Genomic DNA, 15,766 nt, shown 5'->3' with positions numbered 1-15,766 from the left:
ATGTTACGTTTATGCTTCCGCCGACGGACGTCGGCCTGTGGTAGCCGATAACAAGAGATACCGCCTTGATGAAAGGCATTTTGGGACATAAAAACCGGGGATGATCCGTGTGGCCTGCGCGCCGTACGGGAGAATCGCTTTATGGATAGTCAGGTTAATCAATAACAATAATGACCACACAATTACGCTCACCCGAGCTGCTGCCTCTGAAAATCATCGCCACCGGGGCCGCGTTGCCGCCTAACCGCGTGGCGTCCTCTGCACTCGACGCTCGGCTGGGGAAACCGGCCGGCTACGTTGAAAAACGCTCGGGCATCGTTTACCGCTATCACGCCGCCGACGATGCCAGCCAGGCTGAACTCGCCGCCGCCGCGCTGCAAGATGCGCTGGCTCGCCGCGCCATGCCGGCGGACTCGATCGATCTGCTGATCTCCGCCTCGGCGATTTCGGTGCAGGCGCTGCCGTGCACCGCCGCGCACATTCTCAAGGTGGCGGGGCTGGCGCCGGGCACGCCGGGCTTCGACATCAACAGCAGCTGCGTTAGCTTTATCTCTGCGCTGCAGGTGGCGGCGGGGCTGCTGAACGCCGGGACGTATCGACGCATCGCCATCGTCTCGGCGGATCTCGCTTCACGCGGCATCGACTGGCAGCACGAAGAGTCGTCGCTGATCTTCGGCGACGGCGCGGCCTGTGCCATCGTGGAGCGCGGCGACGGCGGCAGCGGCATCCTCGCCAGCCTGGTGGAAACCTACCCCGCCGGCAGCGAACTGTGCGAGATCCGCGCCGGCGGCACGCGTCGCAACCCGCGCGCCGGCATGTGTGAGCAAGACTTCCTGTTTCATATGCAGGGCAAGCCGCTGTTCCGCCAGGCGTCGGCGCTGATTGAGGGTTACCTCGATCGGCTGTTGAGCGCCAGCGGCCTGACCCTGGCGCAGATCGCCACCGTGGTGCCGCATCAGGCCAGCCATCTGTCGCTCGAACATATGCGCAAACGGCTGCACGTCTCCAGCGAGGCGCTGGTCGATATCTACCGCCATCATGGTAATCAGGTGGCGGCGTCTATCCCGACGGCGCTGCATGCCGCCGTGACCACCGGGCGCTTCAATCCCGGTCAGCCGGTGATGCTGATCGGCACTGCCGCCGGGCTGGCGCTGGCCGGCATGGTGTTGCTGCCATGAGGGTGCTGGTCACCGGGGCGACCAGCGGGCTGGGACGCAACGCGGCGCAGTGGTTGCTGGAGGCCGGACATCAGGTGCGCGCTACCGGCCGCGATGAACGGGCCGGCGCAACGCTGCGTCAGCTGGGCGCCGAGTTTTGCGCGCTCGATCTGGCGCAGGCCACGCCGCAGCAGTGTCGGGAGCTGGTGACCGACTGCGAGTGGGTCTGGCACTGCGCGGCCAAGTCTTCGCCCTGGGGCGGCAAAGCGGAGTTTCACCGCATCAACGCCGCGGCGACGGATAAGCTGGCGGAGGCGGCCGGGCGCTGCGGCGTGCGGCGCTTCGTGCATATCTCCACGCCGGCAATCTACTTCGATTTTCAGCCGCATTACGACCTTGACGAAGGTTACCGGGCGCGGCGCTTCGCCAATCACTATGCCGTCAGCAAGCACGCCGCCGAACAACGCCTGTTGGCGCAGGCGAAGATCTATCCGCAAACCACCTACATTATGCTGCGGCCACGCGGCCTGTTTGGCCCGCACGATCGGGTGATCGTGCCGCGGCTGTTGCAGCAGCTCGAACGCGATCGCGGCGTATTGCGATTGCCCGGCGGCGGACAGGCGCTGCTGGATCTGACCTTTGCCCCCAACGTGGTGCACGCGATGGATCTGGCCAGTCGGCAGCGCGGATTGCCGTCCGGCGCCGTGTACAACATCACCAACCACCAACCGCAGCGGCTGGCGGAGATGCTGGATGCGCTGCTGCGTCAGGAGCTGGGGCTGAGTTACCGGCTGCAGGCCGTGCCCTATCCGCTGCTGCATACGCTGGCCGGCGGCATGGAGCTGTGGGCGACGCTGAGCGGCAAGGAACCGCTGCTGACGCGCTACAGCGTGGCGGCGGTGCATTTTGACATGACGCTGAACCAGACTCGTGCGATCGAAGAGTTGGGCTATCGGCCGCGTTATTCGATGGAAGAGGGCATTCGTCTGACCGGCGAGTGGCTGCGGCGGCAAGGAGGCGGACAGCATGGCTAAGGTCACCGTGTTTGAAGTGGGCTATTGCACGCATATCGGCTGCATGGCGCTGCGCGGCGCCGGATTCCGGGTGTGCAAATTCCCGGCGCGCGCCTATCTGCTGGAGGTGGGGGAGCGCCGCTGGCTGTGGGATACCGGCTACGCGCGTTATTTTCAGCAGCACACGCAGTCGGGGCTGTTCAGCCTTTACCGCCGCATGACGCCGGTCTATTTCGATCCGGCCGAGTCGTTGGCGCATCAGCTGCGCGAAGCCGGTTATGCCGAGGGGGATATTCAGGCGCTGATCGTCTCGCATTTTCACGCCGATCACATCGCCGGGCTGCAGGATTTCAGCCAACTCGACTTTATTTGCTCCGGCGAGGGCTGGCAGCAAACCCGTGGGCTGCGCGGTTTCGCGGCGCTGAAGCGCGCCTTTATTCCCGGCCTGATCCCGGCGGATTTCGAGAGCCGTCTGCAGTTTATGGAGTCTTTTCCTGCGGTGGCGTTGCCCGCGCTGTTGGCGCCGTTCGATCGCGGTTACGCGCTGCCGGGCAGTGAAGGGCAGATCGTGCTGGTGCCGTTGCCGGGGCATGCGGCCGGCCATATCGGCGCCTTTATTCTCACCGACGCCGGCTGGACGCTGCTGGCCAGCGACGCCGCCTGGTCGCCGCAGAGTTACCAGACGCTGCGCGGGCCTTCGCGCCTGGCCAATCTGGTGATGGACGACGCGGCGGCTTACACCCGCACCCTGGAGCGGCTCAACCAGCTGTGGGCGGGCGGCCAGGTCAACATTTTGCTGTGCCACGAGGGAGACCTGTGATCCCCTTCATGACCCTTTGGCACTATTTCCGCGCCCGGCGCCTGCGCTTTGGCGATCGTGCGGCGCTGGAGGCGCATCAGGCCCGACAGCTTGAGGGTTTTGCCCGCCGGGTGCTGAGCAAGAGTCCCTATTTTCAAGGCTTCAGCCGCCGGCCGTTCGCCGAATGGCCGCAGATGGACAAGGCGCTGATGATGGCGCAGTTCGACCGCATGAACACCGCCGGGTTGCGGTGCGATGCGGTGCTGGCCTGCGCGCAGCGCAGCGAGGCGGATCGCGATTTCACGCCGAAGATCGGGCGCTACAGCGTCGGATTGTCGTCCGGCACTTCCGGGCAGCGCGGCGTGTTTGTCGTCAGCCCGCGGGAACAGCAGGTGTGGGCCGGCGGCATGCTGGCGAAAATGCTGCCGGACGGGCTGTCGGCGGGCGAGCGCGTCGCACTGTTTCTGCGCGCGGACAATAATCTCTATCACAGCGTGAACAACCGTTGGCTGAGCCTGGCGTTTTACGATTTGCTCGCGCCGTTCAGCGGCCATTTGCCGGCATTGGAACGGCAGGCGCCCAGCATCATCGTAGCCCCGGCGCAGGTGCTGCGCGCATTGGCGTTGGCGGTGCTGGCTGGGCAGGTGACGCTGTCGGTCAAAAAAGTGATCTCGGTCGCCGAGGTGCTTGAAGAACAGGATCGCCGCCTGCTGCAGCAGGTGTTTCCGGCGGTCGGCGAAGTGTATCAGGCTACCGAGGGGTTCCTCGCCGCCACCTGCGCGCACGGCACCTTGCACCTGAACGAGGAGTTTTTGCATATCGAGCCGCAGTGGATCGACGAACTGCGCTTCACGCCGCTGATCACCGATTTTACCCGCAGTACGCAGCCGATCGTGCGCTATCGGCTGGACGATGTATTGGTGCTGCGCAAGGAACCCTGCCCATGCGGGCAACCGACGCGGGCGATCGCGCGTATCGAGGGGCGGCGCGACGATCAGCTGATGCTGCCCGATGCGCAGCGGCAACCGCAGGCGGTGTTCGCCGATGCCTGCAGCCGAACGATCGCCAATGCGTTGCCGCTGACTAGCGATTACCGCTTGATCCAGCATGGCGAACGGCGGTTGGAGCTGATTGCCGATTGCAGCCCGGCGGCGTTGGCGCACTGTCAGGCGCAGCTGATGGCGCTGTTCGCTCGTCAGGGCATCGCCACCGATCGCCTCGAATGGCGGTTGACGGCGCAAGCGGTGCTGCCGCAGTTCGATCGCAAGCGGCGGCGCATCGTGCGCCGGGCGGAGGAGGCATGAAAAGCGCACTGTTCAGGCTATGGCACATGCTGCTGGGATGGGGCACGGTCGGCGTGGTGTATAGCCTGACCGATCGCCTGCAGGGGGCGGGAACCCTGTTGCCGCCGTCGGCGCTTGATCGGGCGATCCCGTTCAGCCCCACGGCCATCTGGCTCTATCTGTCGTTCTTCCTCATCGTCCCGGCGGGCTATCTGCTGGCGCCGCTGCCGCGGATCAAATGGCTGACGCTGGCGATGCAGCTGACCGCGCTGGGCGCCGGGGCGGTTTATCTGCTGTGGCCGACCGCCATGGCCTATCCGCAGAACGATGGCGTCGGGATCAGCGCGCAACTGCTGGCGGCGTTAACCCGGGTGGACTCGCCGCAAAACTGCCTGCCTTCGTTGCATATGGCGCTGACGGTGCTGGCGGTGTGGGCGCTGAGCGACGGCGAGCGCAAAGTGCGCACGGCGCTGTGGATGCTGTGGGGCGTGGCGATCGCGTTCTCGATTCTGCAACTGCGTCGGCATTTGTTTGTCGATTTGGCCGGCGGCGCGCTGCTGGCGCTGTTCGCCGGCTGGCTGGCCCTGCGCATGAAAACCCTGCGCAGGCGCGTCGTTAAAGGAGAAATGGGATGAGCGATCTGGCATTGCCGATAGTGTTCATGCTGTTCATCGTGGTGGCCGAGGCGGTGGCGCTGCAGTGGGGGCGTCGCGAGCCGGTCAACTGGCACGATCTGGTGTTCAACCTGAATTCCGGCCATATCATGCTGTGGTTGTTCCGCGGGTTGGAGATCACCTGCTACGGCTACGTGGCCGCGCATTTCAGCCTGGGGCTGCTGGATGCCTGGCCGCCGCTGCTGATGTGGCTGTTCGCCCTGCTGGCGTGGGACTTCGGTTTCTACTGGCTGCACCGTCTGCACCATCGTTTCCGCCTGCTGTGGGCGGTGCACGTGGTGCACCATCAGGGCGAGCACTTTAATCTGTCGCTGGGGGTGCGCAACTCCTGGTATTCGTCGCTGACGTCGATCCCGTTCTTTTTGCTGCTGGCGCTGGCGGGGGTGCCGCTGTCGGTGTTCGTTGCGGTCTCTATTTTTCATTACAGCATTCAGCTGTTTAACCACAATGCGCTGACGCCGAAGCTCGGCGTGCTGGAAAACATCCTGGTCACGCCGGCGCATCACCGGGTGCATCACGTCAAGGACATGGCGTATTCCAATAAGAACTTCGGCGGCAGCTTTATCTTCTGGGACAAGCTGTTCGGCACCTTTTGCCCGGCATTGCCGAGCACGCCGTTCAGCTATGGCGTCGGCGGCGACAGGCCGTCCGCCAACCCATTCTGGGCGAGCAATCTGCCGTTCCTGCGCTATTTGCGCCTGGCATGGCGCCCGGCGCCGGGCCGGCAACGCGACCGCCGTTCGGCGCTCAGCGTTTTCAGCGGCGCCATGCTGTTGTTCTCGCTGGTGGTCGGTTACGTCTACCAATACGGTTACGGCTATAGCGACATCAGCTGGCCGCAAATGGCGCTGTTGGCGCTGCTGGCGTTGGGATCGGTGGCGCTGGGCGGCATGACGGAAGGGCGGCGGTGGGCGAGCGCCGTCTGGCTGCTGATCGCGCTGGGCATGCCGCTGCTATTTATCGGCTATCTCGGTTGGCCGCAGCGCTATTGGCATATCGCCATGGCCGCCGTGGCGTTGCATGCCCTGTGCGTCGCGTTGGGCTGGGGAAGAGTAGCCGCACCGGCCGCCGTGGAGGAACCGCATGGCTGAATCATTGCCGCCGCTGCGTTTTCCCGCCGATGGCGAACAGGCCTTCCACCGCGATCTTAAGCGCGCGGCCCACGCCTGTCTGGCGGGCGATCATCGCTATGCCGATGCCGCGAGATTGGCCAAGGCCGCGCTGTTGCTGGCGTTGTGCGTCGGGTTTTACGCGCTGAGCCTGCTGCAGCATCAGCCCTGGGCGTTTTTCCTCTGCTATTTCCTGTTCGTGACCATGGGCATGCTGCTCAATGTCAACGTCAACCACGATGCTTCGCATAACGCTTTCCTGCGTGCGCCCTGGGCCAATCGGCTGGTGGGGCGGTTGGTGACGCTGCCGCTGGGCGTCGATCCGGACTACTGGCGCACGCGGCATGTGGATTACCACCACGTTTACGCCAACGTCGAACATTACGATCTGGATACCGAAGAGAACGGCTTTTTCCGCCAGACACCGTTCCAGCGCTGGCGGCCCCATATGCGCTATCAGCATCTGTACTGGCCGCTGATCGCCGCGCTCTCGCTGCCCTATATCGCCTGGATTTTCGATTGGTCCGATCGGCTCGATAAAACGCCGCTGCGGGAAAAACGCGTGCTGGCGGGGCGCGGCGGTTGGGCGCTGTTCGTGCTGTGCAAGCTCGCGCATCTGGCGCTGGTGCTGGTGGCGCCGCTGGTCGTGGGCCACTTGCACGGCATCGGCTGGGGCTGGGTGTTGCTGGCTTACGCGCTCAGCCAGATGTGCGCCTCGCTGCTGGTGGTGTTCTTGCTGCTGGGCACCCATTGGGCGCAGGCCGAGTTTTACCCGGCGCCGACGGGCGACAGCATGCCGCAAGGCTGGTATCGGCACAATTTCGCCACCGCCTGCGACTGGCAGCCCGAACCGCGCTGGCTGGAGCATCTGACCGGCGGGCTAAACTATCACCTGACCCATCACCTGTTTCCCGGCTGGAATCATCGCCACTATCCGGCCCTGGCTGCCGCGGTGGCGGAGGTCGCGCAGCGGCACGGCATGGCGTACCGCTGCATTGGCTATCGTGAACTGCTGGCGCAACAACAGCGCTTCTTACGCCGGATGGGACAACCATGAAACCGCTGCGTCCGTTAGCCTATCGGCGCGACGACAATGGGTTGCACCGCGCGCTGATGCAGGCTGCACAGCATTATCTGGCGGCCCACGGCGATCACCGCTTCGCCGACGGCGGCATGCTGGCGAAGGTCGCGCTGCTGCTGGCGCTGTGCGGCCTGTGTTACGGGTTGAGCCTGCAGCAGCAAAACGTCTGGGCGTTTTTCGCTTGTTATTTCGGCTTTATCTTTATCGGCATGTTCCTGACGGTGAACGTGGTGCACGACGCCTCGCACAACGCGTTTTTCCGCCGCCCCTGGGCCAACCGCTGGCTGAACGCCCTGGTGAGCGTGCCGCTGGGGCTGGATCCCGACTGTTGGCGCGTGCGGCATGTGTTGTTCCACCATGCCCATAACAACATCGAACATTACGATCCCGATATCGACGCCAACGGCGTGCTGCGGCAAACGCCGTTCCAGCGCTGGCGGCCCTTTATGCGCGCGCAGCGTTACTATTGGCCGTTGGTGGCGGCGCTGACTTTTCCGTACTACATCTGGCTGTTCGATTGGTTGGACAGGGCGGGCCGCACCCGCGTGGCGGCGCGCATGGCGCAGCAGGGCGTACGCGGCTGGAGCGGGTTTCTGGCGGGGAAGGCGGCGCACCTGCTGCTGGCGCTGGCGATCCCATGTTGGCTGTTGCCGCCGGCTATCGGCATCGGGCAAATTCTGCTGGTCTATTTGCTGAGCCAGATGCTTTCTTCATTGCTGTTCGTGATGTTGATCATCGGCACCCACTGGGCCAAGGCCAACTTTTATCAGGCGCCGGCGCAGGGCGCGATGCCGCACGGTTGGTATCACCATGTGTTCGCCACCACGTTCGACTGGCAGACTCGGCCGCGCTGGCTGGGATACTGGCTCGGCGGGGCGAACCTGCATTTGACGCATCATCTGTTCCCGCACTGGAGCCACCGCCATTACCCGGCGCTGAGCCGCATCATCGGCGAGGTGGCCCCGCGTTTCGGCATCGACTACCGCCTGCTGGAACTGGAGGAGCTGTTGCGCCTGCAGCAACGCTTCCTCAGCGCGATGGGGCGCAAGCCGCAATAGCGTTGCATGCGGATTGTGCGAGGCGTTACGCAGTTCACTAATTGAACGATATTTGCCCTTCCAGTAGACTTTCCCCCTGTGAATCAACGGCCACAGGAGGTGGACTATGCGCAGCTTGCCGATTCGGTTATCCAATGAAATCGACGACAGTTTGAACGATATTGCCCGGCGTCACGGGATGGCAAAAACCGACGTCATTCGCCTGGCATTTTCTTTAATGACGATTGCCGACCGTGAGTGGATGAAAAAAGACGGTTCCCGTCTTGGGATCGTGCGTGAAAGCGGCGAGGGGCTGGAGGCGGTCGCCGTGGTGGTGGGGATTTTTCCATGAAGCCGCAAAATGAGCGCCCGCAGGTTGATGCTGAAACGTTGTATTTGGATCCTTCGCTGGTCTTCGACGAAATGGAGCGGCTGCGCCTGGCACGCCAGGTGCTGTGCGGGATATTCGCGGTCAGCGTGGGCGTATTCGCCGCCCACGCGTATTGGGAGAAAAACGAAGCGCTGAATCAGGTGTTTGAGCTGGTGAAGATCGGCGCCTTGCCGCTGGTCACGCTGGTGGTCTCTTTTTACTTTCCCAACAGCGCGTCCAGATAAGGCGCCGTGTCAATGCGACTTCATGCCCGCCGCAGTCATCAGCAGGCGGAACAGCGAGGCAACCACGAACAGCCCCAGCACGCTGGCGCTCCAGATGATCACCAGCCAACCGATGCGTTTCCACCAGGGCGCCGGAGCGGCGGCTGCCGTTTTATCTTGCATAGCGTCCTCCTTCCTCAGTGATAGCCGTGTTCATGGCTGATCTTGCCGCGGAACACGTAGTAGCTCCAGAAGGTGTAGACCAGAATGATTGGGATGATGAACAGCGCGCCCACCAGCATAAAGCCGAGGCTCTGCGGTGGTGCTGCGGCGTCCCATAGGCTGATGGCCGGCGGGATCAGGTGCGGCCAGATGCTGATGCCAAGCCCGCTCAGGCCGAGGAACACCAGCAGCAGCGTCAGCATAAACGGCGAGTAGTGCGCGCCGCGTTTCACTCCGCGTTGAATTCCCCAGGCGCTGAGCAGCACTAGCAGCGGTACCGGCAGCAGCCAGAACAGGTTAGGCAGCGTAAACCAGCGCGCGGCGATTTCGGGATGCGCGATCGGCGTCCAGATGCTGACCGCAGCCAGCACCAGCAGCAGGATCGCCAGCAGCGGCGTCGCCAGGTGATACATGCGCGCCTGCAGGTCACCGGCGGTTTTCATCACCAGCCAGGTACAGCCGAGCAGGGCGTAGGTCACCACCAGCCCCAGCCCGCAGAACAGCGCGAACGGCGTCAGCCAGTCCAGTGCGCCGCCGGCGTAGGTGCGGCCTTCTACCGGGAAGCCGTTGATCACGGCGCCCACCACCACACCCTGGCTGAAGGTGGCGAAGAGAGAGCCCCAGATGAACGCTTTATCCCAGATATGGCGCTTCTCCGGCGTCGCCTTGAAGCGAAACTCGAAGGCCACGCCGCGGAAAATCAGCCCGATCAGCATCAGCGTCAGCGGGATCGCCAGCGCGTCGAGGATCACCGAGTAGGCCAGCGGGAAGGCGCCGAACAGCGCCGCGCCGCCCAGCACCAGCCAGGTCTCATTGCCGTCCCACACCGGGGCGACGGTGTTCATCATCAGATCGCGGTCGCCGCTCGCCTTCACCCACGGAAACAGAATGCCGATGCCCAAATCGAAACCGTCCATCACCACGTACATCATGGTGCTGAACACGATGATGACAAACCAAATCAGCGGAAGATCGATACCCATGTTCAGCTCCTGTCGTCCAGAGTGTCGTTGACCGCGGACAGCGGACGCGCCGGGCGGCCCTCGGTATTGTCTTCTTGGTGTTCATGCGGCTGCGGCCCTTTGCGGATCAGGCGCATCATGTAGGAGTAGCCCACGCCGAACACCGAGCAGTAGACGATGATGAACGCCAGCAAGCTGATGCTCATGTGCAGATCGCCGTGCGCGGACACCGCATCCTTGGTGCGCAGCAGGCCGTACACCACCCACGGCTGGCGGCCGATCTCGGTGGTGAACCAGCCCGCCAGCAGCGCCAGCAGCCCGGAAGGGCCCATCCACAGGATGAAATACAGGAACGGACGCGACTGATACAGCCCGCCGCGCCAGCGCAGCCACAGGCTCCACACCCCGGCCAGGATCATCAGCATGCCCAGCCCGACCATGATGCGGAACGACCAGAACACCACGGTGGAGTTGGGGCGATCTTCCGGCGGGAACGATTTGAGCGCCGGCACCTGCTCGGTCAGGCTGTGCGTCAGGATCAGGCTGCCGAGATAGGGCACTTCCAGCTTGAAGCGGGTCTCTTCACGCTGCATGTCCGGCCAACCGACCAGGATCAGCGGCGTGGCTTCGCCCGGCGGGTTTTCCCAGTGGCCTTCGATGGCGGCGATCTTCGCCGGCTGATGTTTCAGCGTATTCAGGCCGTGCGCATCGCCGATCAGCGCCTGCACCGGCGCGACGATCAGCGCCATCCACATCGCCATCGACAGCATCTTGCGCATTGCCGGCGTGTCGCGGCCGCGCAGCAGATGCCAGGCGGCGGACGCGCCGACGAAGAACGCCGAGGAGAGGAAGGCGGCGGTGGACATGTGCAGCAGGCGATACGGGAAGGACGGGTTGAAGATGACCTTCAGCCAGTCAACCGGCACCACTTGGCCATTGATGATCTCATGCCCCTGCGGGGTCTGCATCCAGCTGTTGGAGGCCAGGATCCAGAAGGTGGAGATCAGCGTGCCGAGCGCCACCATGCAGGTGGCGAAGAAGTGCAGGCCGGGGCCGACGCGGTTCCAGCCGAACAGCATCACGCCGAGGAAACCGGCTTCGAGGAAGAAGGCGGTCAGCACTTCATAAGTCAGCAGCGGCCCGGTAATGCTGCCGGCGAACTCGGAGAAGAAGCTCCAGTTGGTGCCGAACTGGTAAGCCATCACCAGCCCGGATACCACGCCCATGCCGAAGTTAACGGCGAAAATCTTTGACCAGAAGTGATAAAGCTCACGATAGGCTTCATTGTGCGTTTTCAACCATAATCCTTCCAGCACCGCCAGATAGCTGGCTAAACCGATGGTGATGGCGGGGAAAATGATATGGAAAGACACGGTGAAGGCGAACTGTATTCTGGCAAGTTCCAGTGCATCAAGACCCAGCATGGCGCCTCCTAGGGTTGAACATAAATTAACCTCTTGAGTATAGCTGTCATTTTTATGTGAAATGCTTGGCGTTAAGTTAAGCACGGAGTACAGTGCCTATAATAGTGACAGTTATTTTACTTTTTCATATAACAGTTAATGGTTATGACCCGATACGAGCAGCTTGCGCAGCAGATTAGAGAACAGATCCAGAACCGGGTGTGGCGGGCGGGCGACAAGCTGCCTTCGCTGCGCGAGAGCGGCAAACGCGCCGGATTGAGCCTGATGACGGTGGTGCAGTCTTATCAACTGCTGGAGAGCCAGGGGTGGATCGTCGCCCGGCCGCAGTCGGGCTACTATGTGGCGGCGCGTCCGCAGCCGCTGCCGCAGCCTTCGCGCGGCGAGAAACTGCTGCTGAGCGAGCAGGTGGACATCAACGCCTTTATTTTCGACGTGCTGCAGGCCTGCAAGGATCCGGACATCGTACCTTTCGGTTCGGCGTTTCCCGACGCCACGCTGTTCGCCCAGCCGAAGCTGGCGCGGGCGCTGAGCAGCGTAGCGCGCAAGTTCACGCCGCACAGTTCGCTGGTCAACCTGCCGCCGGGCAACGACGCGCTGCGGCGGCACATTGCCCAACGCTATGCGCTGAGCGGCATGCAGGTCGCGCCGGACGAGATCGTCATCACCGCCGGGGCGATGGAGTCGCTCAGCCTCAGCCTGCAGGCGGTGACCCAACCGGGCGACTATGTGGCGATCGAGTCGCCGGCGTTTTACGGCGCGCTGCAGGCGCTGGAACGGCTGCGGCTGAAGGCGGTGGCGATCGCCACGCATCCGCAGGACGGTATCGATCTGGACGCGTTGCAGCAGGCGGTGGAGCAGTATCCGATCAAAGCCTGCTGGCTGATGACCCACTTCCAGAACCCGCAGGGCGCCACCCTGCCGGAGGCCAACAAGCAGCGTCTGGTGGCGCTGCTGCGCGAACGGCAGATCTCGCTGATCGAAGACGATGTCTACGGCGAGCTGTACTTCAGCGCCGAACGGCCGTTGCCGGCGAAGGCGCTCGACAGCGGCGGCCAGATCCTGCACTGCTCGTCATTTTCCAAATGTCTGGCGCCGGGCTTTCGCGTCGGCTGGGTGGCGGCGGGGCGTTATGCGCAACAGATCCAGCGTTTGCAGCTGATGAGCACCGTTTCCACCAGCGTGCCGACCCAGATGGCGCTGGCGGATTATCTGCTGCACGGCGGCTACGACACCCATCTGCGGCGGCTGCGCCGCCTGCTGGCCCAGCGCCAAAGCGCAATGCGTCAGGCGATCGCCCACCATTTCCCGCCGACGGTGAAAGTCAGTCAGCCCGACGGCGGGTATTTCCTGTGGCTGGAACTCGATCCGGCGCTGTCGTCGATGGAGCTGTATCGGCGCGCACTCGCACGGGGCATCAGCATCGCGCCGGGGCGCATGTTTACCACCGGCGACCATTTCAACCACTGCTTCCGTCTCAACGCCTCGTTTGAATGGAATGACCGCTTTGAAGAGGCGATAAAAACCTTAGCCAAACTTATCCGGGGGCTGGCGGCGGCCGGCTGAACCGCGTTTTTCCCGCCGCTTCGCCCCAGAAAAATTCATAATGCTTTTTTCGGCAATGGAATGCCGGTTTCGTTGTTAGACAGCCCTCCAGCCGCCCATTACTCTGCGATAAATTTTGTCACATTTTTATCAACGGGTAGACGAGGGGCAGTGGGTGAGTGGAATAAAAAATAAGCTAAACAAACTGTTGCGCTATCGGCTGACGCCGCTGGCGTTGGTCTGCGCGCTGGGATTGAGCGCCGCCGCGCAGGCGGAAACGCTGGCCGAAGGCATTACGCCGGCCAGCGACGCCGCTCGGGTGCCGGCCGCCGCCAAACTGCGCAAAGATACCGTCGTGGCGGGCATCTCGGAGCCACAGGGGATTTTCAATCCGTATCTGTTCACCAACGGCTGGGACGAGAACGTGACCGACGTGATCTTCAGCCGGCTGATCGGCCTGGACAGCCAGGGCAAACCGGAAGGGCGCCTGGCGGAGTCCTGGCAGGTCAGCCCCGATAATCTGACCTACACCATCAAGCTGCGGCCGAATCTGGTCTACAGCGACGGCTCGCCGCTGAAGGCCGACGATATCGCCTTTACCCTGACGCTGCTGCATGACCCGGCCTATGACGGCGATACCGATATCACGCCAGCGCACATTCAGGGCGGCGCCGAGTATAAAAACGGCACCGCGGCCGGCATCAGCGGGCTGAAGGTGATCGACGATCGCACCATTCAGATCGTCACCACCCAACCGGGCGCGACCACGTTGCAACTGATTGGCGGGCCGGTATTGTCGCGGGCTTACTACGGCAAAGACTATCAGCGCGGCAAGCTCGACGGCGTGCGCGCCTTGAACGGCAAGCCGCTCGGCAACGGCCCCTACATTTACGACAAGTACGTGCCGGGGCAGGAAATCCGCTTCCACGCCAACCCGAACTTCTACCTCGGCCCGCCGCCGATGGCGCGCTTTATCTATCGCGTCACCAACCCGGCCACCAACTTCCAGCTGTTCCAGACCGGTGAGACCGACTACGACGCCTTTACCGCCAAGCCGGACGATATCGAACAGCTCAAGCTGCTCGGCTTCGCCAATATCAACCTTTACAGCTCGAGCGATTACAGCCGGGTTGATTTCAACCTCAGACGCCCGGCGCTGCAGGACAAGCGGGTGCGTCAGGCGCTGATCTACGGCCTCGATCGGCAAAAACTGATCGCCGTGGTGTACCAAGGGTACGGCAAGGTCGCCAACCAGCCGATTTCGCCGATCTCCTGGGCTTACGACGCCAACGGCATCAATCCTTACGCTTACGATCTCGATAAGGCCAAAAAGCTGTTGGACGAGGCGGGCTGGCAGGTGGGCGCTGACGGCATCCGGCAGAAAGACGGTAAAAAGCTGGAGCTGACGCTGCTGGTGACCAAAAAGCTGATCAACGACGCGCTGGTGCCGATCGCCAAGGATAACTACCGCCGGCTCGGCGTGGTGCTGAAACCGCAGGTATTGGATTTCAACGCGCTGCTGGCGCAGCGCAAGGCGGGCAATTACGACCTGGCGTCTCTCAGCACCAGCACGCTGAACGATCCGCACGACGGCGTACGCGACTTCATCAGCCGCGAGAGCGAGACCGGCTACCACAACCCGCAGGTGGACGCGCTGATCGCCAAAGCCAATGCCACGCTGGATATCGCGCAGCGTAAGCCGCTGTACCATCAGCTGTATCAGGTGCTGGCGGACGATCCGCCGGTGATCCTGCTCGGCAACCGCGAAATCTTGAGCGCCAGCAGCGCGCGCGTCACCGGCTTTAAACCGGATATCTACAACGGACTGGTCGGCAGCCTGCCGAACGTCAAACCGGCGCCGTAACGCCCCGATGCCGCCGCGCCATTCCGGGCGGCGGCGATGGAATTCGCGATGAGAAATTTTATCCTGCGCCGTTTGTTGCAGACTATCCCGATGCTGTTGCTGGCTTCATTGCTGATTTTTTGCATCTTCGCCCTGGCGCCCGGCGACTTTATCGACGGCAATATCAACCTGACCGCGCAACGCGCCGCCGAGCTGCGGGCGCTGTATGGGTTGGATCAGCCCTTGTTCAGCCGTTACCTGCATTGGCTTGGCCGGCTGTTGCAGGGCGATCTCGGCTTCTCGCTGCAGTATCAGATCCCGGTCAGCACGCTGCTGAACCAATACATCTGGAACTCGTTCCTGCTGGCGGCGGTGGCGATGGTGCTGTATTGGGGCATCGCGCTGGCGGTGGGAGTGATCTCGGCGATGAAACCCTATTCGCTGTTCGATCATCTGATCACCGTGGCGGTGTTCGCCGCCATGTCGTTTCCGACGTTTTTCCTTTGCCTGTTGCTGATCAAATGGTTCGCCGTCGATCTGCACTGGTTGCCGGCGGGCGGCATGTTGCGCACCGGCAGCGAAGCGAGCGGGCTGGCCTGGGCGCTGGAGGTGGCGGCGCACCTGCTGTTGCCGGTGCTGGCGCTGGTGATGCTGCAGGCCGGCAGCCTGACGCGCTATTTTCGCGCCAGCATGCTGGAGGTGATCCGCATGGACTATATCCGCACCGCGCGCGCCAAAGGGCTCAGGGAGAAAACGGTGATCCTCAAACACGCGCTGCGCAATGCGCTGTTGCCGATCATCACCCTGCTGGGGTTCGAGCTGCCGGGATTGTTCTCCGGCGCGCTGATCACCGAAAAAATCTTCAACTGGCCGGGCGCCGGGCATATCCATATCGATTCGCTGGCGGCGCGCGATTATCCGGTATTGATGGGGTTCACGCTGTTTCTGGCGGCGTTGACCATTCTCGGCAATCTGCTGGCGGACATTCTGTACGCCTACGCCGATCCACGCATTCGCTTGAGGTAA

General features: G+C 63.0%; 16 protein-coding genes. 13 read left to right on the top strand and 3 right to left on the bottom strand.

Annotated features, from left to right (window positions below; all coding sequences use genetic code 11):
- Positions 1-170 precede the first annotated feature (170 nt).
- The 10 genes from ACUTQY_RS02025 to ACUTQY_RS01980 all read left to right on the top strand — a co-directional run bounded on the left by ACUTQY_RS02025 (position 171) and on the right by ACUTQY_RS01980 (position 8,768).
- Positions 171-1,178, top strand: a complete 1,008-nt coding sequence (locus tag ACUTQY_RS02025) for a 3-oxoacyl-[acyl-carrier-protein] synthase III C-terminal domain-containing protein (RefSeq protein WP_046687279.1) — start codon at positions 171-173, stop codon at positions 1,176-1,178.
- Positions 1,175-2,191, top strand: coding sequence for an NAD-dependent epimerase/dehydratase family protein (locus tag ACUTQY_RS02020; protein WP_046687278.1), 1,017 nt, complete (start codon positions 1,175-1,177; stop codon positions 2,189-2,191). The genes ACUTQY_RS02025 and ACUTQY_RS02020 overlap by 4 nt, the downstream gene beginning before the upstream one ends.
- Positions 2,184-2,990: an MBL fold metallo-hydrolase gene (locus ACUTQY_RS02015; protein ID WP_033643422.1), complete on the top strand. Its 807-nt coding sequence runs from the start codon at positions 2,184-2,186 to the stop codon at positions 2,988-2,990. Before ACUTQY_RS02020 ends, ACUTQY_RS02015 begins: the two co-directional genes overlap by 8 nt.
- Positions 2,987-4,273 carry a F390 synthetase-related protein gene (locus ACUTQY_RS02010; RefSeq protein WP_046687277.1) on the top strand — a complete coding sequence of 429 codons (1,287 nt, stop codon included), beginning with the start codon at positions 2,987-2,989 and terminating at the stop codon, positions 4,271-4,273. The genes ACUTQY_RS02015 and ACUTQY_RS02010 overlap by 4 nt, the downstream gene beginning before the upstream one ends.
- A complete protein-coding gene (locus ACUTQY_RS02005) occupies positions 4,270-4,887 on the top strand; it encodes a phosphatase PAP2 family protein (protein WP_046687276.1) in 618 nt (205 codons plus the stop codon). The genes ACUTQY_RS02010 and ACUTQY_RS02005 overlap by 4 nt, the downstream gene beginning before the upstream one ends.
- The gene (locus ACUTQY_RS02000; protein WP_046687275.1) at positions 4,884-6,017 is read left to right on the top strand and encodes a sterol desaturase family protein; all 1,134 of its coding nucleotides are present in this window, start codon (positions 4,884-4,886) and stop codon (positions 6,015-6,017) included. The genes ACUTQY_RS02005 and ACUTQY_RS02000 overlap by 4 nt, the downstream gene beginning before the upstream one ends.
- Entirely contained in the window at positions 6,010-7,092 is a 1,083-nt protein-coding gene (locus tag ACUTQY_RS01995) for a fatty acid desaturase family protein (protein ID WP_033650911.1), read from the top strand. The genes ACUTQY_RS02000 and ACUTQY_RS01995 overlap by 8 nt, the downstream gene beginning before the upstream one ends.
- The gene (locus tag ACUTQY_RS01990; protein ID WP_342188171.1) at positions 7,089-8,174 is read left to right on the top strand and encodes an acyl-CoA desaturase; all 1,086 of its coding nucleotides are present in this window, start codon (positions 7,089-7,091) and stop codon (positions 8,172-8,174) included. Before ACUTQY_RS01995 ends, ACUTQY_RS01990 begins: the two co-directional genes overlap by 4 nt.
- Before the next feature lie 106 nt (positions 8,175-8,280).
- Complete coding sequence (locus tag ACUTQY_RS01985) at positions 8,281-8,505, top strand: hypothetical protein (RefSeq protein WP_046687272.1); 225 nt, start codon at positions 8,281-8,283, stop codon at positions 8,503-8,505.
- Complete coding sequence (locus ACUTQY_RS01980) at positions 8,502-8,768, top strand: hypothetical protein (RefSeq protein ID WP_046687271.1); 267 nt, start codon at positions 8,502-8,504, stop codon at positions 8,766-8,768. The genes ACUTQY_RS01985 and ACUTQY_RS01980 overlap by 4 nt, the downstream gene beginning before the upstream one ends.
- Positions 8,769-8,777: 9 nt before the next feature.
- On the opposite strand, the gene ACUTQY_RS01975 is transcribed toward ACUTQY_RS01980, so the two are convergent.
- Genes ACUTQY_RS01975 through ACUTQY_RS01965 form a run of 3 tightly spaced genes read right to left on the bottom strand, consistent with a single transcriptional unit; the run spans position 8,778 to position 11,355 of the window.
- Positions 8,778-8,930, bottom strand: coding sequence for a DUF2474 domain-containing protein (locus ACUTQY_RS01975; protein ID WP_004934619.1), 153 nt, complete (start codon positions 8,928-8,930; stop codon positions 8,778-8,780).
- A 14-nt stretch (positions 8,931-8,944) separates the two neighbouring features.
- On the bottom strand, positions 8,945-9,952 hold the full coding sequence (cydB, locus tag ACUTQY_RS01970) for a cytochrome d ubiquinol oxidase subunit II (RefSeq protein ID WP_033643414.1): 1,008 nt from the start codon (positions 9,950-9,952) through the stop codon (positions 8,945-8,947).
- Positions 9,953-9,954: 2 nt separating this feature from the next.
- On the bottom strand, positions 9,955-11,355 hold the full coding sequence (locus ACUTQY_RS01965; protein WP_004934615.1) for a cytochrome ubiquinol oxidase subunit I: 1,401 nt from the start codon (positions 11,353-11,355) through the stop codon (positions 9,955-9,957).
- 144 nt (positions 11,356-11,499) lie between these two features.
- Here ACUTQY_RS01965 and ACUTQY_RS01960 point away from each other — a divergent pair, with 144 nt between their 5' ends.
- The 3 genes from ACUTQY_RS01960 (at position 11,500) to ACUTQY_RS01950 (ending at position 15,766) form a co-directional block, all read left to right on the top strand.
- The gene (locus tag ACUTQY_RS01960) at positions 11,500-12,918 is read left to right on the top strand and encodes an aminotransferase-like domain-containing protein (protein WP_042784770.1); all 1,419 of its coding nucleotides are present in this window, start codon (positions 11,500-11,502) and stop codon (positions 12,916-12,918) included.
- Between the two features lie 154 nt (positions 12,919-13,072).
- Positions 13,073-14,761, top strand: a complete 1,689-nt coding sequence (locus ACUTQY_RS01955) for an ABC transporter substrate-binding protein (RefSeq protein WP_033650918.1) — start codon at positions 13,073-13,075, stop codon at positions 14,759-14,761.
- 48 nt (positions 14,762-14,809) lie between these two features.
- Positions 14,810-15,766, top strand: coding sequence for an ABC transporter permease (locus ACUTQY_RS01950; RefSeq protein ID WP_004934604.1), 957 nt, complete (start codon positions 14,810-14,812; stop codon positions 15,764-15,766).

The organism is Serratia sp. TSA_130.1 (assembly GCF_052691795.1).
This window is presented reverse-complemented; position numbering and strand designations above follow the sequence as displayed.

Bases quoted from the DNA above. Each gene is read 5' to 3' on its own strand.
- ACUTQY_RS01950 (WP_004934604.1), top strand. From the start codon at position 14,810: ATGAGAAATTTTATCCTGCGCCGTTTGTTGCAGACTATCCCGATGCTG.
- cydB (WP_033643414.1), bottom strand. From the start codon at position 9,952: ATGGGTATCGATCTTCCGCTGATTTGGTTTGTCATCATCGTGTTCAGC.
- ACUTQY_RS02000 (WP_046687275.1), top strand. From the start codon at position 4,884: ATGAGCGATCTGGCATTGCCGATAGTGTTCATGCTGTTCATCGTGGTG.
- ACUTQY_RS01965 (WP_004934615.1), bottom strand. From the start codon at position 11,355: ATGCTGGGTCTTGATGCACTGGAACTTGCCAGAATACAGTTCGCCTTC.
- ACUTQY_RS02020 (WP_046687278.1), top strand. From the start codon at position 1,175: ATGAGGGTGCTGGTCACCGGGGCGACCAGCGGGCTGGGACGCAACGCG.
- ACUTQY_RS01960 (WP_042784770.1), top strand. From the start codon at position 11,500: ATGACCCGATACGAGCAGCTTGCGCAGCAGATTAGAGAACAGATCCAG.
- ACUTQY_RS02025 (WP_046687279.1), top strand. From the start codon at position 171: ATGACCACACAATTACGCTCACCCGAGCTGCTGCCTCTGAAAATCATC.
- ACUTQY_RS01985 (WP_046687272.1), top strand. From the start codon at position 8,281: ATGCGCAGCTTGCCGATTCGGTTATCCAATGAAATCGACGACAGTTTG.
- ACUTQY_RS01975 (WP_004934619.1), bottom strand. From the start codon at position 8,930: ATGCAAGATAAAACGGCAGCCGCCGCTCCGGCGCCCTGGTGGAAACGC.
- ACUTQY_RS02015 (WP_033643422.1), top strand. From the start codon at position 2,184: ATGGCTAAGGTCACCGTGTTTGAAGTGGGCTATTGCACGCATATCGGC.
- ACUTQY_RS01995 (WP_033650911.1), top strand. From the start codon at position 6,010: ATGGCTGAATCATTGCCGCCGCTGCGTTTTCCCGCCGATGGCGAACAG.
- ACUTQY_RS01990 (WP_342188171.1), top strand. From the start codon at position 7,089: ATGAAACCGCTGCGTCCGTTAGCCTATCGGCGCGACGACAATGGGTTG.
- ACUTQY_RS02005 (WP_046687276.1), top strand. From the start codon at position 4,270: ATGAAAAGCGCACTGTTCAGGCTATGGCACATGCTGCTGGGATGGGGC.
- ACUTQY_RS01980 (WP_046687271.1), top strand. From the start codon at position 8,502: ATGAAGCCGCAAAATGAGCGCCCGCAGGTTGATGCTGAAACGTTGTAT.